This is a genomic window from Arthrobacter sp. GQ119 (assembly GCF_059759125.1).
Map to the genome: position 1 here is coordinate 78,991 of NZ_JCAXEA010000008.1, position 25,091 is coordinate 104,081.

Annotated in this window: 28 protein-coding genes; 11 read left to right on the plus strand and 17 right to left on the minus strand. The window is 62.4% G+C overall.

All coding sequences use genetic code 11. The features are described from left to right. Positions 1-176 precede the first annotated feature (176 nt). The 3 genes from AC6CH3_RS09355 to AC6CH3_RS09365 all read left to right on the plus strand — a co-directional run bounded on the left by AC6CH3_RS09355 (position 177) and on the right by AC6CH3_RS09365 (position 4,187). Entirely contained in the window at positions 177-1,448 is a 1,272-nt protein-coding gene (locus tag AC6CH3_RS09355) for an ABC transporter substrate-binding protein (RefSeq protein ID WP_498132172.1), read from the plus strand. Between the two features lie 481 nt (positions 1,449-1,929). Next, positions 1,930-2,841 (plus strand): ribokinase, encoded by a 912-nt coding sequence (locus AC6CH3_RS09360; RefSeq protein WP_498132173.1) that lies wholly within the window; start codon positions 1,930-1,932, stop codon positions 2,839-2,841. 299 nt (positions 2,842-3,140) lie between these two features. Beyond that, positions 3,141-4,187, plus strand: a complete 1,047-nt coding sequence (locus AC6CH3_RS09365) for an aldo/keto reductase family protein (RefSeq protein WP_498132174.1) — start codon at positions 3,141-3,143, stop codon at positions 4,185-4,187. A gap of 536 nt (positions 4,188-4,723) precedes the next feature. Here AC6CH3_RS09365 and AC6CH3_RS09370 read toward each other — a convergent pair. The 4 genes from AC6CH3_RS09370 to AC6CH3_RS09385 form a co-directional block, all read right to left on the minus strand. Further along, a complete protein-coding gene (locus AC6CH3_RS09370; RefSeq protein WP_498132279.1) occupies positions 4,724-5,776 on the minus strand; it encodes a PDDEXK nuclease domain-containing protein in 1,053 nt (350 codons plus the stop codon). 143 nt (positions 5,777-5,919) lie between these two features. Then, on the minus strand, positions 5,920-7,116 hold the full coding sequence (locus tag AC6CH3_RS09375; RefSeq protein ID WP_498132175.1) for a hypothetical protein: 1,197 nt from the start codon (positions 7,114-7,116) through the stop codon (positions 5,920-5,922). 43 nt (positions 7,117-7,159) lie between these two features. Then, the gene (locus AC6CH3_RS09380; RefSeq protein WP_498132176.1) at positions 7,160-8,791 is read right to left on the minus strand and encodes a relaxase/mobilization nuclease domain-containing protein; all 1,632 of its coding nucleotides are present in this window, start codon (positions 8,789-8,791) and stop codon (positions 7,160-7,162) included. Between the two features lie 2 nt (positions 8,792-8,793). Continuing rightward, positions 8,794-9,183 carry a MobC family plasmid mobilization relaxosome protein gene (locus tag AC6CH3_RS09385; RefSeq protein ID WP_498132177.1) on the minus strand — a complete coding sequence of 130 codons (390 nt, stop codon included), beginning with the start codon at positions 9,181-9,183 and terminating at the stop codon, positions 8,794-8,796. 349 nt (positions 9,184-9,532) lie between these two features. Here AC6CH3_RS09385 and AC6CH3_RS09390 point away from each other — a divergent pair, with 349 nt between their 5' ends. Together AC6CH3_RS09390 and AC6CH3_RS09395 are read left to right on the plus strand one after the other, a co-directional pair. Further along, positions 9,533-9,964, plus strand: a complete 432-nt coding sequence (locus AC6CH3_RS09390; protein ID WP_498132178.1) for a hypothetical protein — start codon at positions 9,533-9,535, stop codon at positions 9,962-9,964. A gap of 59 nt (positions 9,965-10,023) precedes the next feature. Further along, positions 10,024-10,347: a hypothetical protein gene (locus AC6CH3_RS09395; RefSeq protein ID WP_498132179.1), complete on the plus strand. Its 324-nt coding sequence runs from the start codon at positions 10,024-10,026 to the stop codon at positions 10,345-10,347. A gap of 525 nt (positions 10,348-10,872) precedes the next feature. Here AC6CH3_RS09395 and AC6CH3_RS09400 read toward each other — a convergent pair. From AC6CH3_RS09400 to AC6CH3_RS09435, 8 genes are all read right to left on the minus strand, one after another. Beyond that, complete coding sequence (locus AC6CH3_RS09400) at positions 10,873-11,685, minus strand: IS3 family transposase (RefSeq protein ID WP_498132180.1); 813 nt, start codon at positions 11,683-11,685, stop codon at positions 10,873-10,875. Positions 11,686-11,723: 38 nt separating this feature from the next. Next, on the minus strand, positions 11,724-12,050 hold the full coding sequence (locus tag AC6CH3_RS09405) for a helix-turn-helix domain-containing protein (RefSeq protein ID WP_498132181.1): 327 nt from the start codon (positions 12,048-12,050) through the stop codon (positions 11,724-11,726). Between the two features lie 264 nt (positions 12,051-12,314). Then, positions 12,315-12,602 (minus strand): helix-turn-helix domain-containing protein, encoded by a 288-nt coding sequence (locus AC6CH3_RS09410; protein ID WP_498132182.1) that lies wholly within the window; start codon positions 12,600-12,602, stop codon positions 12,315-12,317. Between the two features lie 2 nt (positions 12,603-12,604). Then, complete coding sequence (locus tag AC6CH3_RS09415) at positions 12,605-12,871, minus strand: ParB family protein (protein WP_498132183.1); 267 nt, start codon at positions 12,869-12,871, stop codon at positions 12,605-12,607. 15 nt (positions 12,872-12,886) lie between these two features. Then, positions 12,887-13,336, minus strand: coding sequence for a hypothetical protein (locus AC6CH3_RS09420; RefSeq protein ID WP_498132184.1), 450 nt, complete (start codon positions 13,334-13,336; stop codon positions 12,887-12,889). A gap of 87 nt (positions 13,337-13,423) precedes the next feature. Next, a complete protein-coding gene (locus AC6CH3_RS09425) occupies positions 13,424-13,945 on the minus strand; it encodes a single-stranded DNA-binding protein (protein ID WP_498132185.1) in 522 nt (173 codons plus the stop codon). 37 nt (positions 13,946-13,982) lie between these two features. Continuing rightward, entirely contained in the window at positions 13,983-14,264 is a 282-nt protein-coding gene (locus AC6CH3_RS09430) for a glutaredoxin family protein (protein ID WP_498132186.1), read from the minus strand. 371 nt (positions 14,265-14,635) lie between these two features. After that, complete coding sequence (locus tag AC6CH3_RS09435) at positions 14,636-15,160, minus strand: hypothetical protein (protein ID WP_498132187.1); 525 nt, start codon at positions 15,158-15,160, stop codon at positions 14,636-14,638. Between the two features lie 508 nt (positions 15,161-15,668). Here AC6CH3_RS09435 and AC6CH3_RS09440 point away from each other — a divergent pair. Together AC6CH3_RS09440 and AC6CH3_RS09445 are read left to right on the plus strand one after the other, a co-directional pair. Continuing rightward, entirely contained in the window at positions 15,669-16,250 is a 582-nt protein-coding gene (locus AC6CH3_RS09440; RefSeq protein ID WP_498132188.1) for a recombinase family protein, read from the plus strand. A gap of 595 nt (positions 16,251-16,845) precedes the next feature. Then, complete coding sequence (locus AC6CH3_RS09445; RefSeq protein ID WP_498132189.1) at positions 16,846-17,073, plus strand: DUF2188 domain-containing protein; 228 nt, start codon at positions 16,846-16,848, stop codon at positions 17,071-17,073. A 345-nt stretch (positions 17,074-17,418) separates the two neighbouring features. Here AC6CH3_RS09445 and AC6CH3_RS09450 read toward each other — a convergent pair whose 3' ends face one another. Beyond that, positions 17,419-18,774: a ParB/RepB/Spo0J family partition protein gene (locus tag AC6CH3_RS09450; RefSeq protein WP_498132190.1), complete on the minus strand. Its 1,356-nt coding sequence runs from the start codon at positions 18,772-18,774 to the stop codon at positions 17,419-17,421. 435 nt (positions 18,775-19,209) lie between these two features. On the opposite strand from AC6CH3_RS09450, the gene AC6CH3_RS09455 reads away from it, so the two are divergent. Continuing rightward, positions 19,210-19,476 carry a hypothetical protein gene (locus AC6CH3_RS09455; RefSeq protein ID WP_498132191.1) on the plus strand — a complete coding sequence of 89 codons (267 nt, stop codon included), beginning with the start codon at positions 19,210-19,212 and terminating at the stop codon, positions 19,474-19,476. 68 nt (positions 19,477-19,544) lie between these two features. Here AC6CH3_RS09455 and AC6CH3_RS09460 read toward each other — a convergent pair whose 3' ends face one another. From AC6CH3_RS09460 to AC6CH3_RS09475, 4 genes are all read right to left on the minus strand, one after another. Continuing rightward, on the minus strand, positions 19,545-19,739 hold the full coding sequence (locus tag AC6CH3_RS09460) for a hypothetical protein (RefSeq protein ID WP_498132192.1): 195 nt from the start codon (positions 19,737-19,739) through the stop codon (positions 19,545-19,547). A gap of 152 nt (positions 19,740-19,891) precedes the next feature. Beyond that, positions 19,892-20,905 carry a DUF4192 domain-containing protein gene (locus tag AC6CH3_RS09465; RefSeq protein ID WP_498132193.1) on the minus strand — a complete coding sequence of 338 codons (1,014 nt, stop codon included), beginning with the start codon at positions 20,903-20,905 and terminating at the stop codon, positions 19,892-19,894. A 644-nt stretch (positions 20,906-21,549) separates the two neighbouring features. Then, the gene (locus AC6CH3_RS09470) at positions 21,550-21,825 is read right to left on the minus strand and encodes a hypothetical protein (RefSeq protein WP_498132194.1); all 276 of its coding nucleotides are present in this window, start codon (positions 21,823-21,825) and stop codon (positions 21,550-21,552) included. A 71-nt stretch (positions 21,826-21,896) separates the two neighbouring features. After that, positions 21,897-22,325, minus strand: coding sequence for a hypothetical protein (locus AC6CH3_RS09475; protein WP_498132195.1), 429 nt, complete (start codon positions 22,323-22,325; stop codon positions 21,897-21,899). A 651-nt stretch (positions 22,326-22,976) separates the two neighbouring features. Here AC6CH3_RS09475 and AC6CH3_RS09480 point away from each other — a divergent pair. The 3 genes from AC6CH3_RS09480 to AC6CH3_RS09490 are packed head-to-tail and all read left to right on the plus strand — an operon-like array spanning position 22,977 to position 25,082. Next, on the plus strand, positions 22,977-23,408 hold the full coding sequence (locus tag AC6CH3_RS09480; RefSeq protein WP_498132196.1) for a LexA family protein: 432 nt from the start codon (positions 22,977-22,979) through the stop codon (positions 23,406-23,408). 9 nt (positions 23,409-23,417) lie between these two features. Beyond that, entirely contained in the window at positions 23,418-24,716 is a 1,299-nt protein-coding gene (locus AC6CH3_RS09485; protein ID WP_498132197.1) for a Y-family DNA polymerase, read from the plus strand. A 39-nt stretch (positions 24,717-24,755) separates the two neighbouring features. Then, on the plus strand, positions 24,756-25,082 hold the full coding sequence (locus tag AC6CH3_RS09490; RefSeq protein ID WP_498132198.1) for a hypothetical protein: 327 nt from the start codon (positions 24,756-24,758) through the stop codon (positions 25,080-25,082). Positions 25,083-25,091 lie beyond the last annotated feature (9 nt).

The window sequence follows — 25,091 nt, forward strand, 5'->3', positions numbered from 1 at the left end:
GGCATCATTCAGCTCGGACCACTTGCAACTGGCACTTCTTGCCACCATCCCCAGCCTTCTCTTCTTCGCCTTCATCCAGCGCAAGCTCTCCTCGGGCCTGCCCAGCGGGGCCGTCAAGGGATAGGCAACAGTTTCCCCACCCACAGCTCGTTTTCAATTCGCCAACGGAGGCAACTATGAAAAAAACATTCGCTGGCGGCGCAGCTGCCGTCGCTATCGCCGCGCTCCTCACCGGATGTTCGGGAGGTTCTGCATCCAACGAAAAGGTTGAGCTGTCGTTCCAGAGCCTGGCATTCCAGGAAGCGACCGTTCAGAAGACGGCCAAAATCGTCGAAGAATGGAACGCCGCTCACCCCAACATCCACGTCAACATCCGGCCAGGCACCTGGGACGATGTGCACGACCAGCTCCTCACGCAGTTCCAAAGCAACACTGCCCCGGACCTCATCCACGACGAGGCCTCAGACATCACGGGATTCGCCCACCAGGGATACCTCGCTGACCTGTCCCCGCTGTTGTCGGACGAGCTCAAGAGCTCCATTTCCGATGACATGTGGGAGACCGTCACTACCGCCGATAAGGTAGTCGCCGTCCCAACCCTTGTGCAGTCCTACGTCGCCTTCGTGAACACCGACGCCCTCAACGCTGCCGGTGTCCCCATGCCCTCCGGTGACAGCCTGTCCTGGGAACAACTCCGTGATATTGCCAAGCAGCTCACTAAGGACGGCAAATACGGTGTCGGCTGGGGCCTTAAGCAGCCCGCATCAGCAATGATAAACACCGCACCGGGCTACGGCGGCACCTTCTTCGACGTGAAGGACGACGGATCAGCAACGATCAACGTTGGCAAGGGCGAACTGGCCGTCCCGGAACAAGTCCATGCCATGCTCCATGACGACAAATCAATGGACCCAACCGCCGCCACCCAGAGCACCTCTGATGTGATCCCGGGTTTCCTTGCGGGCAAGTACGGCATTTACATGGGCGCCAACTACCTTGCACAGCAACTTACCGAAGCAGCGCCGGAGGGTTTCAACTTCACCGTCATGCCACCACTGGCCGGTGATAACGGCATCGAACAAGCAGCAAACCCCCAGACCCTCTCCATTGCCGAACAAAGCCAGCACAAAGAAGAAGCAGCACAATTCCTCGATTTCTACATGAACGCCGAGAACCAGGCAGGCCTTGCCGAAGCAGAATGGGTCCGCCCGGTTTCGTCCAAGGCACTGGACGTGCTGGAGAAGCAGACCGCGGACAAGCCTATCTGGAAGCCGCTGCTCAAAGCCGGCAACGGTCTGGCCTCGGCCCCGTTCATCAAGACTCTGGACTACCCGCAGTGGAAGCTTCAGTACCAAACCCCGGGCCTGCAGAAGTACTTCGCCGGAGAAATGTCAAAGGACGAGCTCGCCCGCTTCTGGACCGACGGATGGAAAACCATCTCTGGCTGAGCCAAACCGCTATGGACCAATAGCGGGTACCGCACGGTGTGCCCCACCCGACCCTCCTCAGCCGGCCATGACGAAAGGAACCACATGAACTGGATTCGTGAGCGAACCGCTGGTGCTCGACTTGGAAAAGCCAGTACACAGCTAAAGCGTGCTCCGCAGGATGACCCGACAAGGCCCAGTCTGCTCTTGTCCGGGGGAAGCCGTCGCCCACGTCAGTGACCCGGCGACTATCACGTCAGTGCTGGAGGCCCCAACAAAAGTAGGTGCCTCCAGCACCTCGACGCGGTGCAGTTGGGTTCGGGGCCTGATGTCGTGTTCCTGCGCCGGGAAGCCTTGTGCCTGCATACAGCTTCCCGGGCACGAGCGGGACCAAACGGGGGCGCGGGCGTCGCTATCGAGTGAAAAGACAGTGGCAGAAGGGTCACCTCATGCGCCTAGACAGGTTGCACGGCCTGTGACCCTAGAAATGGAAAGTGTACTGGTGCAGAAAATCGTTGTAGTCGGCAGTATCAATGTCGATATCTCCACCCAAGTGGCCCGCAGACCCCAACCCGGTGAGACGGTTCTGGCTATGACTGCCGCACGATCAGGTGGCGGCAAAGGCGCCAATCAAGCCGTGGCGGCCGCCCGTGCGGCGCAGGCTCACACGACCTTCGTCGGAACAGTCGGAAAGGACGCAGACGGGACCTTTCTCAAGTGCCAGATGGCAATCGACGGCGTTCGAGCCGTCATAGAAACGACAGAGAACGCCCCGACAGGGATGGCACTCATCACCGTGGATGCTCTCGGTGAGAATTCAATCATCGTCGTACCCGGCGCCAACCAGCTAGGGGGGGTTTCAAGGGCGGCCGAGCAAGCAATCGCAACGGCGGACGTGGTGCTCAGCCAGCTGGAGATCCCCGCAACAACTGTTTTGGAAGCTGCCCGGAAAAAGCGGCCTGGCGCGCTCTTCATGCTCAATGCCGCACCAGTAGTTCCCGTGCCGGAGGAACTTTGGGCCCTGGTGGACGTACTCATTGTGAACGAACACGAAGCGGCAGAAATAGCTGCTGCTGATCCAGGAAACACCGATGAATGCGTTGAAGCACTCCTCACCCTCGTTCCCGCCGTTGTTATCACGCTGGGGGGTGAAGGCTGCCTCTACGCAAGCAGGACATCAAAGCAGATACGGCTGCGGGCCCCGCGGGTGAATGCGATCGATACAACGGCGGCAGGAGACACCTTTTGCGGCGTGTTTGCCGCAGAAATAGCAAGAGGACAGGACCCGGAACACGCCATGCAACTCGCATGCGCTGCAGCGGCGGTAACCGTGCAACGGGTCGGCGCCCAAATTTCGATCCCGACGCGGAACGACAGTCAGGCAGTGAGCGAAGGGTTTTACGGGACTAGCTGAACGATGCTTCATTACCCCTTTTCAGGAGGAACGGAACCGATGACACTTACACCCAAACCAAGAGTCATTCACGTGAGTCCACAGGACGCGGATTCGAAACAGCAACAGATTGAGCAGGCAGTAACTGCACTCTTACCCGTGGCAATAGCCGAGGGACACGGGATATCAGTGACACGAATAGACGCCGCGCACTTCTCGGTCGAGGTGGATCCTGACGTGCCCTGCGGCGTAACTCGCGAAAGGCACATCTAGGGTCCGCTCACATACTCATCAGCTGACCATCCTCGTAGGGGAAGACTATGGAATACCGCAAGCTGGGTTCATCAGGCATGAGTGTCAGCGCTCTGGCCTACGGAAACTGGGTAACAAAGGGACAACAGATTGACCCGGAGCAGTCCTCGGCATGCGTGCGGAAGGCGCTTGATTTAGGCATCACGACTTTTGACACCGCTGATGTTTACGCAGGCACCAGAGCAGAGGCTGTTCTAGGCGATGCACTCCGCGGAACCCGCAGGGAGGGAATCGAGATTTTCACCAAGCTCTACTTCTCCACCGGGCCAGGGAAAAACGATCGAGGCTTATCCCGAAAGCACATCATGGAGGCGATCAATGGTTCTCTTCGCCGACTCGACACCGACTACGTAGATCTGTACCAGGCGCATCGCTATGACTACGAGACACCTTTAGAAGAGACCATGCAAGCGTTCGCTGACATCGTCCGCGCCGGAAAAGCCCACTACATCGGGGTCTCCGAATGGACTGCGGACGAAATCCGGGAAGGAGCGGCCCTTGCCAAAGAGCTAGGTATTCAGCTGATCTCCAATCAGCCCCAATATTCCATGCTCTGGCGCGTCATAGAACAAGAAATAATCCCAACTTGTGCAGAACTCGGCATTGGCCAAATCTGCTGGTCCCCGCTAGCACAGGGCGTACTCACGGGAAAGTACAGTCCCGGCCGGACGGCGCCAGCACAGTCCAGGTTTGCCTCAGATCATGGCATCAAAGAAAATCGATACCTGACCCATAATGTGCTGAGTCGGATCCAGCAATTGCGCCCGCTAGCCGAAGAAGTAGGCCTGTCTATGGCTGGGCTGGCCCTTGCATGGGTCCTTCAGAACGAAAACGTCTCAGCGGCCATAGTCGGAGCGTCTCGGCCGGAGCAATTGGAAGAGAACGCCAAGGCCGTGGGCATTGTGCTCAGCCAGTCAATGTTGGACCGCATCGACACACTTTTGGTTCCAGTGGTTGAGAATGACCCAAACAAGGTCGACACCATCAAAAACAGGGCTTCCGGCGGTCAAGGGCTAGAGATTGCCTGGCCTCCACCTAAAAACGACCGTTTTTGACCGCAGCAAGGCCAGTCCTAGCGCCATAAGCTCCGAAGTTCACACGTCCAGTTGGTGTACACCCCAACCTGACGTCAGGCAGGTAGCCGAAAAGTTGTCAGAATAGGGTCCGATTCTGACTTTTCTGGCAACCGCTCGAGGAACTCTTAGATCGCAACCTGACAGTACCGATATATTCCCCCGCTCGGAGCAGCCGACATAGCGGTGCATGATCGGCGTCCGGAGATCAGCCGAAAACCGGGCGGAAATACTTCTCGTCCACCGATCCGCAGGCACCTTCGCTGCCTGTGGCTTCTGCCAGAAGAAGGCAGGACGCAGAATCGGCGGAGTCCCTGAAACTTAGGAAGCCTGTCAGCAAGTGCTGACAGGCTTCCTGGGAGTGGAAACATCCCTCAGCAAGCATACGCACCACCGGCTCGACAGGTTAGAACCGGGCGTCGTCCGAATCAGCTGCCTCCGGCACCTTTGCAGACCAGGCAGGTGCGCTTTTATTGCTGATCTGCCTTCAAATGCTGGCCCGTGGCCAGTGAGGACGGTTATTGGCCGTCTTCGGTGTCACCGGCAGGTTCTGCCCATTCCAGGGCGGCTACGAGGTGCCCTTCGTTGGGGAGGGCCTGTTGTTCGGCTGCGGGGAGCTTGTCGTATGTATAGGCGGCGACCGCCATGGGTGAAGTGGAGCGGCCGAGGCTGTACCGGACGCTGCGGTCATTCTTGGTTCCACAGATCAGGATGCCGACGGTTTCGTTGTGTTGCTCGCGGCGCAGCACGTCATCGACAAGAGCGACGTAGAAGTTGAGCTTGCCGGCGTATTCGGGCTGGAACTTGCCTGTCTTGAGCTCAATGACCACGTATCGGAGCTGTTCGATGTGGAAGAACAGCAAATCGACGTAGTAGTCGTCGCCATCGACGTCGAAGTGAACCTGCCGGCCGACGAAAGAGAAGCCGGGTCCCAGTTCTTGGAGGGTATCTGTGATCCTGCTGGTGAGGGCGTTCTCGAGGTCGCGTTCGGCGACTTCAGCGGAGAGGCCCAGAAACTCGAAGTTGTAGGGGTCTTTCGCCATCTGTTGAGCCAGCTCGGAATCGCCGGCAGCCAACTGACGGGTGAAGTTCGACGGAGCTGCGCCGGTGCGCTCCATCGAGTGATTCATCATCATGTTCAGGAGCACGTTGCGGGACCACCCGTATTCGACTGCTGCGGCGGCGTACCATGCCCGCTCTTCGGCGGTCGTTGCCTTGTCGAGAATCGTCCGGATGTGGCCCCAAGGCAAAAGTGCCACAACGTGTGGCACATTTGCCTCCGCATCCCACGCGCGCACCATGGCGGTCATGTACTGCAGGTTCCGGGCAGACAGGCCCTTCATATCCGGGAAGGCTGAGCGGAGGTCGGAAGCCAGCCTATTGATGACGCCACTCCCCCACCCCTGCTTGTCCTGACGCGCAAGAATGTCTTTCCCAAGGGACCAGTAGAGCTCGATGACCAGGCGGTTGACGGTCCTTTGGGCCTGGATCCTGGCGCCCTTAACGCGGGCCTTCAGCGACTCCAACAACTCGGCATAATCTGCTGGCAGGTCGATCTCTGAAGTCCTCATCATGGCTCCAGCCTATCGATCTTCATTTGCGCCACAGGCTGTGGCACAAATGACACTCCGATCCCGTTTGTGCCTCCCTCCACCCTCGTTGACTGTCAGTGGATGGGCTGACGAGACCGAAAGGTGCGAACTGACGTGGGACCTCAGCGGCTGGGGCCGGTCTTGGTTTTCTGTGCCCCGAGCGCTGCGCTGGGACTTGTCTTACGAGCCTTGGCTGGTGCTTTAGTAGGAACGAGGGCTGTGCTGGGGTGGGTGCCTTCACTGCGGGCTGCTGCGAGCCTGCCCTTTACCTGTTCATCGGTGGCCGTGCCGGCCAGGGATCGTGCGAAGGCCTCATTATGCTCGGCGGAGCCATATTGTGCGGCTGAGCTGGCCATGGCTTTCTCGCCCCGGACCGTCAGTTGTTTGCTGTCGTCGCCGGTGACGCGATTCTCGAGTTTTCGGCCCATGCCTTCGATGCGTGCGAAGAGTTCTGCTTCGGTGCGTTCGTAGCGCTGTTCCATGGGCTGCTCCTGGGCGCCTTTGAAGCCGCCTTCGGCGAGGAGTTTTGCTTCGTGCCATTCTTTCGCTGCGTCCACGAAGTCGGCGTCCTTGAAATGCTCTTCGCCGGCCCCGTTGAAGTTCGCCGTTGTTTCTTCACGGAGCTGGTCGATGGTTGGTCCGGTGATGTCGTCTTTGCCGATCAGGTATAGGCGCTCCTTGACCTTGGTGTCGGCGGCTTCGATGGCGGCGGGTGTCTTGGCGTCGTGTGCGTTCTGCAGCGCCCCCACCAGGGCCGGGTTGTTCAGGTATTCGACGGGTACGTGGTGCTTCTCCATTTCGGGTGCCAGCTGCTCGGCCTTGGTCTTGAGTTCTTCGGCCTGGGCCGCGGCAATGAGTGCCATGCCTTTCTGGTGGTCGGCTACAGCGGCGCGGCGTGCCTGCTCTGCGCTGATCGTCTCGATGCCCGATTCCAGGTAAGCGGCGTCTGCTCCGACGTCGCGGGTATCGATGCCGTAGCGGTGCTGGACCTCGTACCGGATCCGTTCCGCCGCGGCCAGTGCGGTTGGGTCGTGGTCCTTCCAGACCTCGGCCAGTGCGTGCACCTGGGCGATGTCTTTGGGCTGCGCCTGCTCCCACCATTGGTCCTTCTGGACCGGGGCGAGCGCGCCCTGCACGGCGGCGCGCTGGGCCGCTTCAAGGACCTGGGCTTCGTGTGCCGCCTGGGCGTCTTGCTGCTCGCGTTGGCGCAGGGATTCCTGCCGCATCCGGGTCAGGGTTTCGGCCAGCCGTGAGGCGGACATCAGGGACTGCCTGAGACTGCCGTCCACTACCTCGTCAATGCCGTCTGGTTCGCTCATGATCGGTACTCCCCCTCGTAGTTGTTCTGATCTCTTGCGGGTTCTAGCGGCCCAGCACCGGTCCGATGTCAGAGCCGTTGTGCTGGTGGGTCCTGGTCTTCTCTGGTGTTGATGGAACTACGGATCCCGGGCGGACCGGGCCCATGCCCCGGCGTCCGATGTCGGCCGCCGACGGACCGGTGCCGGCAGCGGCGGCCGGGGCCTCACCGACGCCGACCAGGACGGGTTTGGGCATGGTCGCGGTGAACGGTGCCAGCTGCTGTGTGACGACGGCGCGGATGCGCTGGGCCTCCCGTGTCCGGCCGGCCTGGGCGTGCATCTCGTACACGGCGAAGGCGGTGTTGATCAGCTGCACCATGAGCGCGGTCTGCGCCGCGCTTTTGTCCCTACTGGCCGCAGCCATGAACAGCATCGCGGTGCCGGCGATGGACGGCAGCGGGACCGGTTTGCCATGGTCCCTGGGGGCGCGAAGCTGGGCTGTCCGGGACAGTTCAGCGGCGGTGGCCGCCAGCGGCCCGGGTACAGCCTCGATGCGGTGGGACCATGCCGCGAACGCACCGGCGGCGTCGCGGGCTGCCTTCGCCCAAGTGGCGTGATCATCCTTCGGCAGGGCGCGCAGGCGCTCCACCAGTTCGGTGGCGTTGCGTGTGTACTCAGCCCAAACCTGCGGACCGGGAGTGGCGTTCTCCGGACCGTTAGTGATGACCTTGCGCCTGTTCCTGGCGGCGGCGTTCCACTCTGCGGCGGCGTCGATGGCGGCCTGAGGTGAGTCGGTCCATTCCTGGCGGAGCTGGCCGAGCCGGAGGTCGGTGGCGAGAGTGCCTCCGCCGAACCAGATGGGCCGTTGCCCGCGGGGTGGGCGTTCTGCCACGGAGTATCCGACGATGACGTCCGTGGTGTTCTTCGCGTAGCGGGGACGGACGAGCAGTCCGGTGTCGCGGGCGCGGCGGACGAACTCTGCTTCGCTGCCGGAGGCGCTGGCGCTGGCGCGGACCTTCCGTGCCAGGGAGGCGCGGTGCATTTCGCGTTCGTCGCGGACCGCGGTGGCTTTCTCGGCCCGGTCGTAGCCGCGGGTGGCGTGCACGCTGGAGAGCTCTTCGAGGCCGTACTTGGTCTCGAGTTCCCGGCAGGTCTTTTGTGCGCGTTTGTAGTCGCCGTGGGTGGAGGCTTTGGTGCCGTCTTCGCGGACCAGGGACACCGCGATGTGGATGTGGTGGTTGCCGTTTTCGCTGGTTCCGTGGTTGATCGCAACCCACCGGCACTGGGCTTTACCGCTGGCCTCGGTGAAGCCCATGGCGTCGACGAAGTCGTTCGCGATATCGCCCCACTGCTGGTCCGTGAGGGCGCCTTCTTCGGCGCGGAGGCTCAGCGAGCAGTGCCACACATCGGCCTGCTTGTGGCCGTTCGCGACCCGCTCCTTCTTGACGGGGTCCCGGCGGAAATCCTTCTGCAGCACCTCGACCCCGTAAGCCTTGCGGGGCTGGTCCAGATGCCTGGCAATGGCTATGGCGTCGTCGCGGTCCAGGACACCGTCGTCGTACCAGGCCATGACCGCCGCGTCGCCAGCCACAAGGTGGGGGTCCGTGTGTGCGTTCTTCGTTTTGTCCGTGTCGGTGGAGGCGAGGTAGTGCAGCAGCCCGGACATCCTGGACCCGCGGGTGATGTTCGGAATCATCCCTACATCAGCCCCTCGATCGTCCGGTCGATCCGCATCGCGACCTCGCGCACGTACTCCAGGGCTGCCTTCGCGTCCTGGGGGAATTCGTCCCCGGCATTGGCGTGCCGGGCGATCTGGTTCACGTTGTTCGACACCCGCGCCAACAACGTATGAATGGCCATCAGTTCAGCCATCGTCGCCTTCCGCTCCGTCGGCGTTTCAGACCCTTCCGACAGGGCAGCTGTGATGAGCAGGTTCGGGACCGTGACCTTCTCCCTGGCGGCCCGGGCAACGAGGGCCGCTTCTTCCTCGGCAGTGACCCACAGGTCACGGCGTTTCTTGGACCCGGCCGGCCTGTTCGCCCGGCGCCGCTTGGAGATGCGGGAACGCGGCACACCCTCTTCGGTCACGCCCTCCCCCAATCGCCTCGAACAGCCCAGCGCAGCGACCCCGAAACAGGGGACCCACAAGCCAGTGTGCCAAACAAGGACGGCAGGACGGTGCAGGACACACCCATTTACACCCGTGTAAATGTATAGCTTGCTCCGCCGGGGCTGACCTTCGCGGCTCGCCGCCGGATGTTCTCGGAACCGCTCCTTGGCGCGGGTAGGCTGGCACCGCCTGTACAGCCGACCTTGGGGGGAAACATGCTCGCAGAACACAGCTACCCGGACGAGCCGAAAACCAGCGTCGAAATCTCCGGACGATGACACTGGACTTTCCGTACTCCGCGAACCTCGTCAAGCAAGAGGTGACCTGATGACGCATCAGGAAGATGCCAACCGTCCCGCCGGGAACGAAGCTGTACCTGAGGGACTCACCGAAGAAGACCTCAGGCAGGGCAAAAGGGTTACCAAGCGCATCGACGTGCTCGCATGGGTCGCACTGGCGCTTTGCCTGGGCATCGCGCTCTACACATTCGTGAGTGTCCCGTGGGACACCAGGATGCCCTACGACGGAAAGTACAACAGGCACGGAACGGGAATCCCGATGCAGATCGCCATGCTCCCCGCCCCCGTCGCGCTTGTTATGCTCCTACGCTCGGGAAGGAAGCCAGATGCACACCGCATGCCCAAAGGCTCCCGTACAGCGGCGTACATACTCTGCACCGTCTGGGCACTTGCATGCATCGTCGGCCAGTGGATCATGGCGCAGGGAATCCTGAATGCAGGTGGAGCTAACCCTGGATAACCGCGAACACCCCGACCTCGAACGCTAAACCGCAACACCACGAAAGGCACCCAAACACCATGGCATCCATCAACATCGAAGAAACCAAAAACCAAGCCCGAGCGCTGCTCAACTCCCGCATCAAATCCGTTGAAGAACTCGTCCAAGCACGCCAGCGCGTCACCGACCTCAAAGACCAGCTCGCCGCCGCTGAACGCGACGACAAACGCGCCTACGTCAAAGCCACCCGGGACGGCTGGAGCCCCGACGAACTCAAGAAGCTCGGACTCGAACCAGCCGCCGCCGGCCGCCGCCGCAAAGCCCAGGCTAAGACCGCCGGCTCCCCCAGCGAAACCGCAGCAGGCACCGACTCAGCCGACGAGGAAACCGCGCAGGATCACTAAAACCCCTCGCCCACATGGGCACGGCAAAAGCTAAAACCTTCGGGCTTTTCCCGCACCCATGTGGACGACGGGACCCACCTGACCGGCTGCACACAAACGCCAGGACACCACCAGCGGGCACGTCACCACCGGGACCGGCGAATGTGCACAGTCTGGGAACGCTGAACTCACCAACGGAACCCTTTCCCATGGACCAGGACCGCCGTCGCCGGCCAACCCCGTTGCGGGGGTCGGGTATTTTCAGCAGGGACGACACACACCGACCAGGCGGGGCGAGTTTGGGCAGCCAAGGAACCGTAACCAGTGGCCGGCTTCTAAGGCGCTCGGGGGGCTTCCAGCCCGGTCATGGGCGGTGACAACCACAAGCTGCAGGGCGGCGCTTATCACCACCAAGTACCGACAGGCCCGCGTGATCCAGGCAATGGCAGCAACCGCACGGCCCGGGAATTACTAACATCCACCAAGACGATGAAGGCCGGCACCCGATTGAACTGGTCCCCGAAAGTTGGACTGGCCAAATAGAGCCTACGCCGCAAGGGCCTGAGCACGGTATTGCACCGGGCTCAGGCCCTTGAGCTTTGTCGATATCCGTTCGGTGTTGTACCAGCGGATGTATTCGTGCAGCTCGGCTGTCAGTGCTTCGGTGTTGATGAATCGGACGCGGTGGAAGAGCTCTTCTTTGAGGTGTCCGAAGAAGTTCTCCATGACGGCGTTGTCGTAGCAGTTGGCTTTGCGGGACATCGATTGGACCGCGCCCGCATTCTGCAGGAGTGCGCGCCAGGAGGTGTGCTGGTATTGGAATCCCTGGTCCGAGTGCACGAGCGGTTGCTGTCCGTTCTCCAGACTGGTTAGCGCGCCGCGCAGTGATGAGTTGGTCAGTTCCAGGTTGGGCGAGAGTCCAATGGCGTAGGAGATGATCTGCCGGTCGAAGAGATCCAGCACCGGTGAGAGGTACAGTTTCCTGTCGCCGACGCTGAACTCGGTCACATCGGTCACCCATTTTTCGTTCGGCGCATCTGCTTCAAACTGGCGTTTCAACAGGTTCGGGGCAACAACACCCTGCTCGCCTTGGTAAGAGTTGTAGCGCTTCTTCCGCCGGACCTTGCAGACCAGCCGGAGTAAACGCATCAGCTTCAGCACGGTCTTTTTCGCGACCGTCCAGCCTTCTTTGACCAGTTCCATATGGATGCGGCGGTGCCCGTACCGGGCGTGGCTCTTCTGGAAGATGCTCGTCACTGCGGCTTTGAGGTCTGCTTGCGGGTCAGGGGCGAGGAGTCGAGCTTGGTGATAGAAGAATGTCGACCGGGGCAGCCCGGCAACGTCCAACAGAACGTCCAACCGGTGTTCGGCCTTGAGAGCGATGACAGCGCTGACTTTTAGCGCTGTTCCTCGTCCCTCAAGGCGTTTACTTTTCCCAGGAAGGCCACCTCCGCGCGCAGGCGCTCGTTCTCGCGGCGCAATCGTTGCAGCTCCGACTCTGGCTGCGTAGGCGCCTTAGGAGGTGAGGTCGGTCGGCCGGCTGATTTCGGGCGCAAGCCGTCCTCGCCCTCGTTGCGGTATATCCGCGCCCACTTCTTGATCAGATCCGGTGAGGAAAGCTGGAGCTCCTTCGCCAAGGCAACCTGGCTCTCTCCGGCTTGGAACCGGCGGACCGCATTGAGTTTGAACTCAAACGTGAACTTCCGTTTGGTTGGTTTGGTCACTAGCGCCGTACCTCCGCGAACTCTCCACAGGTTATGAATGCGGATGACAGCTTTCGAGCGGACCCCTAGCCTCGTCGCCGCTGACTTCGCGCCCCACCCAATCTCGAACAACGCTACCGCGGCCTCGCGTTGTTCCTCAGATAACGAACTACTCTCCTGCATAAAGACTGCTCCCCGAAAGTAAGAACTGATTTTCTCAGTCCAACTTTCGGGGAGCAGTTCAGATGGGTGCCGGCCTTCATGCTGTTTTGGGAACTGGATTGATTAGCTGCCGCCGGGGGCCTCGCCGTCCGGGATCTGCCCGGAAGCGATCCGCTCTGCGGTCTTCTCGTAGGCGGCTTCAATGAAGGCTGCGAGGTCATCCTCGCGTACCCGCCAGACGTTGCGGCCGCCGAACTGCGCCGCCCGCAGCTCGCCGCTTTTCACCAGCGCGTAAATCGACGGTATGCCCAGGTTCAGGATCTCCTGGACCTGCTCAAGAGACAGCATCCTTGGCAACGGCAGCGGCGCCGGGACCTTCGCCTGGTTCATGTCTTCGGTCCTCTTACCCATCGCTACGCGTCCTCGTTCCGGTGCTGCATCTCATCCTTCGTTCTCTGCCCGCGGCGCAGCTCCCCGGCCTTCACCGGAGGCCACGGCTTGCCGCCGTTGTACTTGCGCTGCAGCCGTTTTACCTCACGCATGGTTGCCCGAACGATGAGGTCCGAGATACTGGCATCGCCCTCCTGCAAGCCTGCGGCCTTGAACGCGGCCCGTACCTGCCCGGCTTGTTCCTCTGTGTAGTACGGCGTGAACGCCGGGAACCGGTTCGGTTTCGCCATCAACAAAGCTCCTGTTTAGACGGCACGCAAAGCCCGCGGCCACGGGTGCAGGCTGTCCAGGTAGCCCTTTCCCCGGGACATGGAACCGTCCTCGTTGAAGCGGATATCGGAGTGCTGGTGGCTGCCGCCAGCGTGCGCGATGGCGGCCAACACTAAGTCCAGGTTGTCCCGGTCCAGCCCGGGCACAACATCCCCCAAAACGACGGGCACGTTCTCGGCCAGTGATGCGGCGAGCAGCAGGAACCGCCGTTCTCCACCGGACAGCGCGCCCGCTTCCTCCGGAATCGACTCGAAGTCGATCCATGGCCCTTCCGTATAGCCCTCGGGCGTGGTGGTCTTGGCGTGAACCCACGGGTTCCCAGGATCGGCAAAGCGCCCCCCGAAAGCCTTCAGCAACAGCTCCGTCGCTGCCTCTGTGGTGTATGAACCTCGCGCCCAGGCGCGGAGGTCATCTGCATGCGTCATGGTGGTATATCCCTTTGCTCGTGGTCTGGGTTAGCGGGCGCTGCCTGTCGGGGCCAGCGTATCTGCTGACCCCGACAGTTGTACTGCCTAGAACGGTGGTTCGGAGTCGGGCCCGTTGCCCCAGCCGCCGGCGTTGCTGGTCGCCGGGATGCTCCAAGGGTCATCCTGCGGGGCCGACTGCGAGCCCTGGTTGGTGTTTCCCTGGCTGCCGAAGCCACCGCCGGCTTGTCCGCCCTGGTTGCTGCGCTGGGAGCGGTTGACCTTGGCGTTCGCGTACCGCAGGGACGGGCCGATCTCGTCGACTTCGAGTTCGATCACGGTGCGCTTCTCGCCTTCTTTGGTTTCGTAGGACCGGGACTTCAGCCGGCCGCTGACGATGACGCGCATGCCCTTGGTCAGGGACTCGGCCACGTTCTCTGCCGCTTCCCGCCATACACTGGCGCGGAGGAAAAGTGTCTCGCCGTCCTTCCACTCGTTGGACTGCCGGTCGAACGTCCTGGGTGTTGAAGCGACGGTGAAGTTCGCCACCGCAGATCCACTAGGTGTGAAGCGGAGCTCTGGGTCGTTGGTGAGGTTCCCGATGACTGTGATGGTGGTTTCGCCTGACATTGGTTTCGTCCTGTTCTCTTAGTTTCGTTCTGGCGGATTAGTTACTGCGGGTAAAGCAGCTGCGGTGGTTCATGGCGGCAGTGACGAGTTTGTCGCGGCGCAGGCCGGACCAGTGGTCCTGGTCGTCGGAGTTGTTCACGACGACGGGTGCCTGGGAGTAGCCGAGTTCGGCGGTGATGTACTCCAGCGCTGCCGGCACTTCGATGATGTCCACGGCCGCGTAGGTGATGCCCTTGGAATCGAAGTAGTCTTTCGTCTTCTCGCAGTTGGGGCAGTCCGGCTTGGTGTAGACCGTGTAAGCGGTGGGTGAAGCAGTCATTTTCAGCACCTGGTTTCGTATCAAATGAGTTTCGTTCGTCTGGCTGACTTGCTACTTCAATTCTAGCAATCATTCAACTGAATGAATAGGGGTTTTCCCGCGTATTCTAGGGAATTTTCCTGCGAATTCATTCGCTCAAATTGTAATTCCCCCGCTCCTTGGCCTCGGGAACGGATGTCATTTTCCGAAGTCGTCTGCACGGAATGTCAGAAGTCGACTTCACAGCGGAAGATCTGGCCGTACAAGAGGCCGCTCGGCGGACGTCGCTGGCTCCTGGCGACGTCCGTTCGTCCAGGCGCCGCCCGGGCAATCGGCTCACATGCAGAGGCACCCGAGTGATCGAACTGCTCGGGTGCCTCGTTTCGGGGATTTCAGAGGTTGCGGATTCGCTTCCACCGATCGGTGATCGCCGGAGTCATCCAGTAATGCGCGCCTGAGCGCGCCGGCTTCAAGCTGGCACCCGACTCGACCACAATCGGCCACCAGTCGGTCTCGTAATGCTTCCGGAAGTGGCTGGTGAGCTTGGTGAACGTGTTCGTGATGCGACCCGCAGAGTGCCCAGTCTCGTCAACGAGGTCCTTCCGGTTGTACTCGCGCGTGCCACGAGGGTCGCGTGCGATGACGTCCATGATGTCGGTGAGAACTTGGGTGATGATCGTGTCACCCTGAGCGACGCGTGCCAGTCGCTCTTCCGTCCACACAGCGTCTTTAGCCTCGGACCGTTCGTCTTTAGCATCGGACCGTTCAGACACGCCCTCGTGAGGGGGCGTGTCTGCGGCCGACGCGGAAGCAGATGAAACGGCGCTGCGAGCTCGCGATCGCTCCGCAAGCAGCTGGTACACCGCCTCGAGGTCCTCGGCGGGAACCGGTACAGAATGAAATTCACTGGGAGACATTTTGTTTATCCTTTCGGGGGTCTAATCTCGTGTTCCCCAGACTAGCCGCTATTGCCTCCCAGGGGAAGACCAGTATCTGGAGACGCGTTTTTGCATCTCGGTCGAAACTCTGGAGGTCAGGTCGGGGCCTCTCGATCTACTTACGGTCCGATGCGACATTCATCGTCGAGAAAACACCGCCGCTCACCGCCGACATTCACAGACGTCGCCTGCGCCGCCCGTGCCGTTGTCGTCTGGCGCGCCTGCCCGGGGACGCGGTCGACCGCCCGGGGTTTCTCAACGGCGGGGCTGCGGCTGCAGGCTGTTATCAAAAACGAAGGATTCCGAGAACGCGTCGAATCGAGAATCCCGGGGCCGATTGCTCATCGGAGTGCCTCGACGTCCTGCCCCGGAAAATCGGCTCGACGAAGAAAAAGCGGCGACTCCCGCCCCCGGTTCTCACAAATAGTTCTCGAATCGGTACAGTCGAACTAAGACCCCGAACCGAGTTTTGAGAAGAGAACATCCCATGGTCAGGCACCGCATCGGCTACGCCCGGGTTTCCACGCGGGACCAGAACCTGGACCTGCAGCGCGACGCCCTACAGAAGGCCGGATGCGACAAGATCTACAAAGACACGATCAGCGGTACCAAGTCCCAGCGCCCGGGCCTCGACCAGGCGCTGGACAACCTGCGGGAAGGTGACACCTTGGTGGTGTGGAAGCTGGACCGCCTGGGTCGGAGCGTGAAAGACCTCCTGGATTTCGCCGGCGGATTGAACGACCGCGGCGTAGGGTTCGTCAGCCTCACCGATGCGATCGATACCACGACGGTCTCCGGGCGCTTCTTTTTCAACGTCATGGCTTCCCTGGCCCAGATGGAACGGGAGCTCATGGTCGAACGTACGCAGGCCGGACTGCAGGCCGCACGCGAACAAGGACGGGTCGGCGGCCGCAAACGCATCATGACGGATGCCAAGATCCGCTCAGCCCGAAAGCTCCTCAACCAGGGAACACCGCCACGGGAGGTCGCCGACACCCTAGGAGTCTCCGTGCCCACCCTCTACCGATGGGTCCCGGCAGCAGGCGCGATCGAGGCACCAAAGAAGTAGTCCCTGTTGGATGGTGCAGGCGACTTCTGAAAAAAGATGGCTGTTGGTGCAGAGGACTATTGAGCAGAATGCTTTTCCGTGCAGGGCACTTCTGACATTTCAATGTCCATACTCGTCTGCACTACCCCGGAATTCCGCGGGCGCCAGTGCAGTCGACTTCTGAAAATGACAACGGATGGTGAGTCACGCCGCCGGCGACTGTGGTCATCCCCGCTGGTTCGCCAGGGCCGCAGCCCCCATGTGCCTGAAAAGCCGCTCTCGGGACCGTTGGTGAGATGCCCTGCAAAAGTCCACTCCCCCAGTGAATTGGTGTCGTCCCTGCTGAAAGAACACCAGCCCCGGAAACAGGCGCGTCGCGGCGTTGGGGATTGGACCATGGGAAACTCGGCCGCGATTGTGGCAGGCGGTCTTCGGCGCGGCAACTTGAAAAGTAAGCATGCTTGCTAATAGGTTTGGTTGCAGCTTCTCCGCCTGTCCCCCATCAGGCGGAGTGGTTGCCAGGGAGGCCCCGCCACTACTCGTGCCGCGGGGCTTTTCGCTGTCTGCGCTTGCGCGACAGGTGTCAGTAATCCGGAACGGCAAAAGGGAGTATGCAATGGCTCAGGGTGACATTGAGACGTACTACGAAGACGGTTCGTGGAAGAACAAGCGTGAGGGCACTGACCGCGCGTTCGGTGCCGGCTACAGCACCAAGGACGAAGCGGCAGCTGCTGGCCGGGAAGCTGCCCAGGCGGACAAGGTCGAGCACGTCATCAAGAACCAGGACGGTCAGATCGGCTCCAAGAACAGCTACGGCAACGATCCCCGGAATGTCCCGGGCTGATTGCTAAGCCACACCCTTGGCGCTCCGGCGCCTGGGGACACAAGAAGGGCCGGCTCAAATGAGCCGGCCCTTCTGCGTTCTCCTCGGCAAAGGAAATCTACGGATTCAGCCTAGCTGAATGTTGTCTTTGGTGCCTGCAGCTGCCAGGTGGACGTCGTTGTCCCTGGTAGCGCGGCACCTGGTGGGGCGTGTGATGGGTGCGTTGATCGGCGGTCCGCCGCTGGTGAGTGGCTGCTGTGGTTCGCCCTGGGCGGCGGACCGCCCGACTTCTGGAAGGTTCCCGGCCCTTGCGTGGTGAGTGGCCGGGGGTCTTGCCGGGCGGGGTTTCCGCCCGGCAAGAGTGTTTTATGCGGGCGCGTCGTTCTCGGCTGGCTTGGGGCCGTCGAGGATGATCTGTTCGACCTCGCTGGGGGTGTATCCCCACGTAACGAGCTGGTTCAGGTAGTCCCGGTGCGTCTGGCTCGGGGACCGCCACGAGTCTTTGGCGATGGTCTTTTCATACCCTGCGCAAACCAGCGCGATCAGGGAGAACTCGGGCCGCGCTTCGGTTTTTGCGACGTGGTCCCGCAGCGGGTTCCATCCCCAGCGGCTGGATTCTTCGACCTTGGCACCAACCATTTCAGCGGCGACCTTCCCGTCGTAGCCGCTGGCGGTTTCGGAGTGGTGGGTGATGGCGTGGACGGTGAAGTACTGCCAGCCCTTGGGTGCCTGCTTCCTGGCCAGCAGGGTTTTGACGAACTCGCGGCGGACCTTGGTCGCTGATTCCATGGCCTTGTTGTTGGCGATCAGCGTTTTCCGTTCGGCCTTCTGTTCCTCGGTCATCGGGCCCTTCTGTGCCTGCGTCCCGCTCCCGTTGTAGCGTTCGTACTTTGGGGTGAAGCCCAGTTCCTTCCAGTCACTGATGACGGGCTGGGCGGTGTGCTGGCCCCGGTAGTTGGTGCTGATGATGTAGGCGTTGGCATCCTCGTCGGTGGCCGGTTCCCCGTCCGGGCGTTTGGCCGCTGAGACGTACAGGTTTTCCTCGTCGGCGTAGTGTCCGGCGTCTTCAACGATGGCCTTGCCCTGGGCGATGAGTTCTTCGATGAGGGCGGAGAGCTGGGCCTTGGATTCGCGGTCGTCGCGGAGCTTCTGGGCGATGTGGTCAAAGTACTGCGGTTCGTCCCGGATTACTGATTCGAGTTCCTCGATGGCGTCCTGGTCTCCTTCGAACTCGGTCATCACCAGCGCCATGTCGAGGGTGTAGCCGCTCTCGAGGGCATTGTTCCCGGCGGTGGATGCCTTGGCTTTTAGCGCGTTTTCGACTTTGTCCTTGGTCCTGCCGGTCTTCTTGGCGATCGCGGCCGCCGAGACGCCGATCAGGGACAGCTGGTGGTAGGCATCAGCTTCGTCCGCTTCGGTCAGTTCTGCGCGCTGGATGTTCTCCACGACCTGCGTCACGATGCGCTCCGCTTCCTCGGGCGAGTCGATGAGCAGGACCGGGATGAGGGGCCGTTCGGCTTCGACGGCGGCCCGGGTGCGGCGCTGGCCCATAAGGACGTGCACGGTGCCGTCGTCCTTGCGGTGGGCGATCACCGGTTCCATCACGCCATGTTCTTTGATGCTGGCGATGAAGTCAGCGGTCAGGGCGGCGTCCTTGCGGACATTGATGTCAACGGTCAGGTTTGCCGGGTCGAGCATTTCAAGCGTGGGTGTTGCGTTCATGGTGTTGCTCCTTCTTGCCGAGAAGTTGGGTGGGGCGACCAAAGGTGACCGGCCAGCTCCCCTCTCCCCCCGTTGTTTTTTGGCTGCTGGCGAAGCTTGCGGAGCTGTGCCCGTGGAGTCCCGTCTACCCGCAGGGCAAAGCACGGAAAATCTTCGGAGGAAATCAGCGAGGAACGAGCGCCGGAGAAGAATTTCCGGGCCGCAGGCCCCGACGAAGGAGGGGCTAGAGGGGCCGGAGCGGGCACGTACAATCCGAAGGACAGCAGCCAAAAAACGTCGTAGACACACCAGGTTCAGGGGGTCCGGAGCTCTGCGACGGCGCGCCCTGAACCCAACAGCCGGCCGCGCCAGCGGACGCCCGCCAACTGGTTGCAGCGCAGCGGAAACCAGTGCGAGCCCAGCGAGCATGCACTTGTCCCTGAGTAGGGTGGGGGCATGAGCGATCCAGCTCCACACCTTGGCCGCGGCAGTGAGGCTCGGCGCGGCAGCGCATGGAAGTCACCACGGGCCGGCCGGCTCCTGGCTGTGGTGTTCACTGTTGCCGCGATCGGATCGGTGGTGCTGGTGGCTGTGGATCTGGTTGTCGGCCGGCCTGCTGCCGGCGACCTCTTTATCGCCTTCCTCAACAGTCTCGCGGCCGTGTCGTTGTGGCGGCTCAGTTCTCTGAAAGGCGGCGGACATGACGAAGGGCCGGCACGTTGACGTGCCGGCCCTTCGTGGTTTTTCCTCGGCAAAAGGAAATCTGGGGTGCAGCGTCAGCGCTGCACTGGTTACGGCTCGTCGAGCCGGTGGTCTTCCAGGGGAAAGTCCACGGGGCCGGTAGGTGGGCCGGCTGTGAGCAGGCGCAGCTCCAGGAAGTCTTCGATGGGGCTCGCGTCGGGGGCGACGGTGTCGTCCTCGGTCATGCGGATCTCGTCGGCCACGGGGTTTCCTTGCCTGCTGTAGGACTGCTTGTGTCCTTTCACAGTAGTGGCAGTTTCTGCGGGTTGGCTGGAAGTGGCCGCGCCCGCGGCAGCGTTATCGCGGCCGGCGGAGCGCTAGCGGGGGAGGCCGCCGCGCACCTGGGGAAGATCCGACGGGGAAGGCCGGACCCCTTGGGTGGGGCCCGGCCAGTCCGTTAGCGGTTCAGCTGGCGGTTGTAGGCCTTTTTCGGGTCTCGTGTGCAGTCTGCCAGTAGGCCGCGGTTGACCAGTTCAGCCAGCAGTTCGGCCAGCCGGTATTCGGCGACGTCGTCCAGTGCGAGTTTAAAGTACCGGGCGGCGAAGCTGGACTTTCCTTTGAGCCATTCCAGCCAGCCGATCAGGCACAGCATTGGGGCGCGCTGCCCTTCGGGGGTGGCCTTCATCAGCTCGAAGGCGACTTCCTGGGCGGTGTCCACGCGGGCCCAGTCGGGGCGGGTGACGACGACTCCCAGCATCACGGAAGTGAACTGGTCGGGGGCATGGGTAATGATGTCACCCATCATGTAGTCCCGGATGGTGGGGTGCTGGAGCGCTCCCGCGAGCTCGTGCGCGGTCTGGGTGGTCAGGCTCTTGGGATCATCGAGCACCTTGGCCCACTTCGCGCGGCAGGCTTCCAAGTCCTCGGGCCAACCGTCGGGCTTGTGCGCGGCGATCGCTTCACGGGCTCCTGCTTCCCCGGCAAACGGCGCCGGTGCGGTGAATCCCGTGACGTGGCTCCCCCGGTAGATCAGGGCGGCGTTGCCGTTGCTGGTGGTGATGGCATCCAGCGGCTCGTCGGGGCAGCAGCTGGCGTCCTCGCACAGGTAGTTCCTCCACAGTTCGGAGGTCACCAGCCATGCGTCCTTCAGCGGCATCCCTGCCGTGTCCAGTTCGGCGCGCAGTGCCTGCACATGCCCGGAGTAGGGACGCTGGCCCCGTCCGGGGTTTTCGTCCGTGTAGATCACCAGAATGGATCCGGTCGCTGCCTCGTCGGCGGTCAGGTAGCTGACCAGCGTCTGGGCGAAGGCCACCGGCTCCAGCCCGAACGGGGCATCTACGCGGAGCGTGGCACCGAGCTTGTTTCCCTGCATGGTGACCGCGACGAAGGATTCCTTCGGGGCCTCACCCAGCGTGTGCGGGATGAAGGCCAGGATGTCGGCCGGGCCGGTGAATTTGATGAAGTCGTTCATGGTGTTGCTCCTTCTTGCCGAGAAGTTGGGTGGGTGGGGCGACCAAAGGTGACCGGCCAGCTCCCCTCTCCCCCCGTTGTTTTTTGGCTGCTGGCGAAGCTTGCGGAGCTGTGCCCGTGGAGTCCCGTCTACCCGCAGGGCAAAGCACGGAAAATCTTCGGAGGAAATCAGCGAGGAACGAGCGCCGGAGAAGAATTTCCGGGCCGCAGGCCCCGACGAAGGAGGGGCTAGAGGGGCCGGAGCGGGCACGTACAATCCGAAGGACAGCAGCCAAAAAACGTCGTAGACACACCAGGTTCAGGGGGTCCGGAGCTCTGCGACGGCACGCCCTGAACCCAACAGCCGGCCGCGCCAGCGGACGCCCATCAACTGGTTGCAGCGCAGCGGAAACCAGTGCGAGCCCAGCGAGCATGCACTTCCCTCCAGGTCCCCCGGATACGCCCGGGCCGACCCGTCTGCCAGGCTTACCGCCGGCACCACGGTGCTCTGTTCGCGTCCTGGGCGCCAATCGGCGGTCCGCCGCCGGGACCACCGGCAAAAGCCGGGTCACCTGCGGCGGACCGCCACCACTTACGCAAAGTCCCTGGACGCACAAAAGAGAAGCACCCACCTACTCGACTGAGTAAGTGGGTGCCCTCGGTTGGTTAGTTCATGGCGGGCCGGTGCTCCGGTGAGAACAGGACGGCCACGAGTTCGTTGTGCCAGTCCAGCGCGGCGTACTGGCGGGTCACGTCCAGCACTGCCGGGTCAACGCGGGCGTCGTTTGTCACGGCCTCAGCCATGCCTCGGACGTGGGCGGCGAGGTCCTGCGCGGCGGCTTCGCTGTAGCAGACAGGGGATTTTTCAAGGAGTGCGGCGAGGGTTTCGAGGAACACGACGGTCTGCGCAGTGTTTTCCGTGATGCGGTTGCTGTCGGTCATGGTTCTTGTCCTTTGTGAAGGGCTGCGGGCCTTGCCGGGCGGGTTTCCCGCCCGGCAAGGCATTGTGGCGGTTAGGCGGCGTGGACGGCGTAGGGCATCCGGTACCGACTGGGAAGCTCGGCGGCGGCTTCGGGCAGGTCGTCCGGCCCGTGTGCCTGCCCGTTCTTCCAGTAGGTGAAGGCGTGCTCGCTGATCGCGTCCCACTGCCGGGCCTTGGTCCGGTAGAAGGTGCAGGTCACGTCGCCCTCGCAGTAGGTGGCGACGCCGAACAGGTTCCCGATGCTGTCAGCGGTCCGCGTGGCCGCGACCATGACGTAGGGCCACTGGCCCAGGTCCCAGCCCTCGTGGCCCCAGCTGGAGAGCACGGCCCAGCCGTGCTCTTCGATGAGTTCCATCCACTCGTAACCGCCGTTCAGGTGGTAATCGCCCAGCACGGTCACGCCGTCGATGGTCTCCCCGGTGTCCTTCAAGGTCACAGTCTTCTTGGTTACTGCGTTCATGGTGTTGCTCCTTCTTGCCGAGAAGTTGGGTGGGGCGACCAAAGGTGACCGGCCAGCTCCCCTCTCCCCCCGTTGTTTTTTGGCTGCTGGCGAAGCTTGCGGAGCTGTGCCCGTGGAGTCCCGTCTACCCGCAGGGCAAAGCACGGAAAATCTTCGGAGGAAATCAGCGAGGAACGAGCGCCGGAGAAGAATTTCCGGGCCGCAGGCCCCGACGAAGGAGGGGCTAGAGGGGCCGGAGCGGGCACGTACAATCCGAAGGACAGCAGCCAAAAAACGTCGTAGACACACCAGGTTCAGGGGGTCCGGAGCTCTGCGACGGCACGCCCTGGACCCACAGCCGGCCGCGCCAGCGGACGCCCGCCAACTGGTTGCAGCGCAGCGGAAACCAGTGCGAGCCCCGCAGCATGCAGCTGATCCGCGGCGCTGGTCCTGTCCACGGTTGGGGGCAATTCGGGTTATCCACGGCTGGCATTTTGGGAGCCATGGGGAAGCTCCCTTCAGTAGTCGTAGCGGTGGATAACCCGGATGGAATTGTCCCCGGCGGTGGGCAGCGGCCCCATCCCGTCACGCCCACATTCACCTACCTTTATTGAATGTCCGGGCCAGGGGCTACACTGAATGAATCGAACATATATTCGAATAAGGTGTGTTGTGGGCGTTGTTGTCGGTCCCCGCGTGATAGAAGCGGGTGCGTCGTTGTTGTCGGTACTGGTCTCTCCGGTGCCGGTTGCGGCTGGGTTCCCGTCGCCGGCGCAGGACTACTTTGATGGCCGGATCGACCTGAACGAGCATCTGATCAAGGACATCACCAGCACCTATGTGGTGCGGGTGTGCGGGGAGTCGATGGAAGGTGCTGGGATCAGCGACGGCGATGAGCTGATCGTCAACCGCGCTCTGGAACCGGTGGACGGGTCCGTGGTCGTTGCCGTTCTGGACGGGGAGCTGACGATCAAGCGGCTGCGGATCACCCCGGGCGGGGTGGTTCTGCAAGCGGAGAATCCAGCGTTCCCGGACATCCGCGTCCCGGCCCTGTCGGACCTGGTTATTTGGGGTGTGGCCACCCGATGCCTTCATTACGTCTAGGGCGGGGCCATGTCTAAGCCGGCTGTGATGCGGCGGATGCCGCAGATCGCGCATGTGGACGTGAACTGCTTCTACGCCTCGGCCGAGCGGGCGTTCGACCCGTCTCTGGAGGGCAAGCCCGTGATCGTGCTGTCCAACAATGATGGCTGTGCGGTCACCCGCTCCCCCGAGGCCAAAGCCCTCGGCATCGGCATGGGCGAGCCCTGGTTCAAGATCGCCCCGCGGGCGAAGGAATGGGGCCTCGTCGCGCTGTCCAGCAACTACGAGCTGTACGGGGATATCAGTGCCCGGGTGATGGAGTTGCTGGGCCGGTACTCGGCCTGGCTGGAGGTTTACAGCATCGACGAAGCCTTCCTCGGCGTCAAAGGCACCCCGGACGAGCTGCTCGCGCTGGGCCGGGCAATGAAGGCCGCGGTCCGCCGGAACGTCGGCGTGCCGGTCTGCGTCGGAATCGCACCGACGAAGACGCTGGCGAAGCTGGCCAACAAATGGGCGAAAAACAACAAGGCCTTCGCCGGCGTGTGCCACTGGGATTCCGTCCCCCCGACAGAGCGGGAGGCTCTGCTGGGCCGGCTGTCCGTCGAGGAGGTGTGGGGCATCGCCGGACGGCTGACCAGACGGCTGAACGTGATGGGCATCTTCACCATCGCCGATCTCGTCCGGACCGACCCGGTCGCGATCCGGGACAAGTTCTCGGTCGTGATGATGCGCACCGTCCTGGAACTGCAGGGCACCCCCTGCATCCCCATGGAAGAAGAACGGATCGGGCGGGACCAGCTGATCTTCTCCCGATCCTTCGCCAAACCCATCACCACCGCCGCCGGGATCCGCCAGGTCATGAGCGTCTACGGGCAGCAGGCCTCCGCCCGGCTGGCCAAACACGGGCTACAGGCCAAGGTCCTGACCGCGTTCGCCGGAACCTCCCACTTCAACCCCAACGACACCTCCTACCCCTCAGTCTGTGTGCCGTTGCCGATGCCCACCGCTGACCCGGTGATCCTCACCAAAGCCGGCCACGCCCTCTTGCCCCGGATTGTCGAGGGCGTCCGCTACGCCAGGGCCGGGATCATGGTCACCGACCTGCGCCCCACCGGCAACCAGGCACCCCTGTCGCTGTTCGAAAACCCCCACGAGGAACGCCATATCGGAACCCTGCTCGAAGACGTCACCCGCCGGTACGGGCGCGGCTCCATCGGCCTGGGCCACGGCGGCATCCGCGGCGGGCCGGACTGGACCATGAAACGCGACATGCTCTCCCCCAGATACACCACCCACTGGGACGAACTCCCCCTCGTCAAAGCCGCCTAAACCGCTGCTCTCTGCACCACCCAGGAAGAAAACAAGCACATGACCATCACTCACGAAGCTCCCACCCTCAACACCCCGGTGGACGTCCGGTTCACCACCGCCGGCACTCCCCTGGCCGTCCGCTACGACGGGAAAATTTGGGCAGTGGCAGCCGAGCCGGTGCACTGGTTCATCAGGGACTCCTGGTGGGAAACCCGCCGAAGCGCGCCCGTCGGCATCGGCAACGTCGTGGACATCGAACACTGGCGCGTCCAGGTACGCCTGACCTCAACCTCTGCGCTGCGGACGTTCGAGCTGCGCCGCGACCCACTGTCCGAGCAGTGGCTGCTCGCAGCTATCACGGACGCCGGGGCAGCCGCCGCCTAAGCCCGGCAG

What these genes read in the sequence shown, in the direction of transcription:
- AC6CH3_RS09355 (WP_498132172.1), top strand. Translation starts at nt 177, where the DNA reads ATGAAAAAAACATTCGCTGGCGGCGCAGCTGCCGTCGCTATCGCCGCG.
- AC6CH3_RS09365 (WP_498132174.1), top strand. Translation starts at nt 3,141, where the DNA reads ATGGAATACCGCAAGCTGGGTTCATCAGGCATGAGTGTCAGCGCTCTG.
- AC6CH3_RS09370 (WP_498132279.1), bottom strand. Translation starts at nt 5,776, where the DNA reads ATGAGGACTTCAGAGATCGACCTGCCAGCAGATTATGCCGAGTTGTTG.
- AC6CH3_RS09375 (WP_498132175.1), bottom strand. Translation starts at nt 7,116, where the DNA reads ATGAGCGAACCAGACGGCATTGACGAGGTAGTGGACGGCAGTCTCAGG.
- AC6CH3_RS09380 (WP_498132176.1), bottom strand. Translation starts at nt 8,791, where the DNA reads ATGATTCCGAACATCACCCGCGGGTCCAGGATGTCCGGGCTGCTGCAC.
- AC6CH3_RS09390 (WP_498132178.1), top strand. Translation starts at nt 9,533, where the DNA reads ATGACGCATCAGGAAGATGCCAACCGTCCCGCCGGGAACGAAGCTGTA.
- AC6CH3_RS09395 (WP_498132179.1), top strand. Translation starts at nt 10,024, where the DNA reads ATGGCATCCATCAACATCGAAGAAACCAAAAACCAAGCCCGAGCGCTG.
- AC6CH3_RS09410 (WP_498132182.1), bottom strand. Translation starts at nt 12,602, where the DNA reads ATGGGTAAGAGGACCGAAGACATGAACCAGGCGAAGGTCCCGGCGCCG.
- AC6CH3_RS09415 (WP_498132183.1), bottom strand. Translation starts at nt 12,871, where the DNA reads ATGGCGAAACCGAACCGGTTCCCGGCGTTCACGCCGTACTACACAGAG.
- AC6CH3_RS09420 (WP_498132184.1), bottom strand. Translation starts at nt 13,336, where the DNA reads ATGACGCATGCAGATGACCTCCGCGCCTGGGCGCGAGGTTCATACACC.
- AC6CH3_RS09425 (WP_498132185.1), bottom strand. Translation starts at nt 13,945, where the DNA reads ATGTCAGGCGAAACCACCATCACAGTCATCGGGAACCTCACCAACGAC.
- AC6CH3_RS09430 (WP_498132186.1), bottom strand. Translation starts at nt 14,264, where the DNA reads ATGACTGCTTCACCCACCGCTTACACGGTCTACACCAAGCCGGACTGC.
- AC6CH3_RS09435 (WP_498132187.1), bottom strand. Translation starts at nt 15,160, where the DNA reads ATGTCTCCCAGTGAATTTCATTCTGTACCGGTTCCCGCCGAGGACCTC.
- AC6CH3_RS09440 (WP_498132188.1), top strand. Translation starts at nt 15,669, where the DNA reads ATGGTCAGGCACCGCATCGGCTACGCCCGGGTTTCCACGCGGGACCAG.
- AC6CH3_RS09445 (WP_498132189.1), top strand. Translation starts at nt 16,846, where the DNA reads ATGGCTCAGGGTGACATTGAGACGTACTACGAAGACGGTTCGTGGAAG.
- AC6CH3_RS09450 (WP_498132190.1), bottom strand. Translation starts at nt 18,774, where the DNA reads ATGAACGCAACACCCACGCTTGAAATGCTCGACCCGGCAAACCTGACC.
- AC6CH3_RS09455 (WP_498132191.1), top strand. Translation starts at nt 19,210, where the DNA reads ATGAGCGATCCAGCTCCACACCTTGGCCGCGGCAGTGAGGCTCGGCGC.
- AC6CH3_RS09465 (WP_498132193.1), bottom strand. Translation starts at nt 20,905, where the DNA reads ATGAACGACTTCATCAAATTCACCGGCCCGGCCGACATCCTGGCCTTC.
- AC6CH3_RS09470 (WP_498132194.1), bottom strand. Translation starts at nt 21,825, where the DNA reads ATGACCGACAGCAACCGCATCACGGAAAACACTGCGCAGACCGTCGTG.
- AC6CH3_RS09475 (WP_498132195.1), bottom strand. Translation starts at nt 22,325, where the DNA reads ATGAACGCAGTAACCAAGAAGACTGTGACCTTGAAGGACACCGGGGAG.
- AC6CH3_RS09485 (WP_498132197.1), top strand. Translation starts at nt 23,418, where the DNA reads ATGTCTAAGCCGGCTGTGATGCGGCGGATGCCGCAGATCGCGCATGTG.
- AC6CH3_RS09490 (WP_498132198.1), top strand. Translation starts at nt 24,756, where the DNA reads ATGACCATCACTCACGAAGCTCCCACCCTCAACACCCCGGTGGACGTC.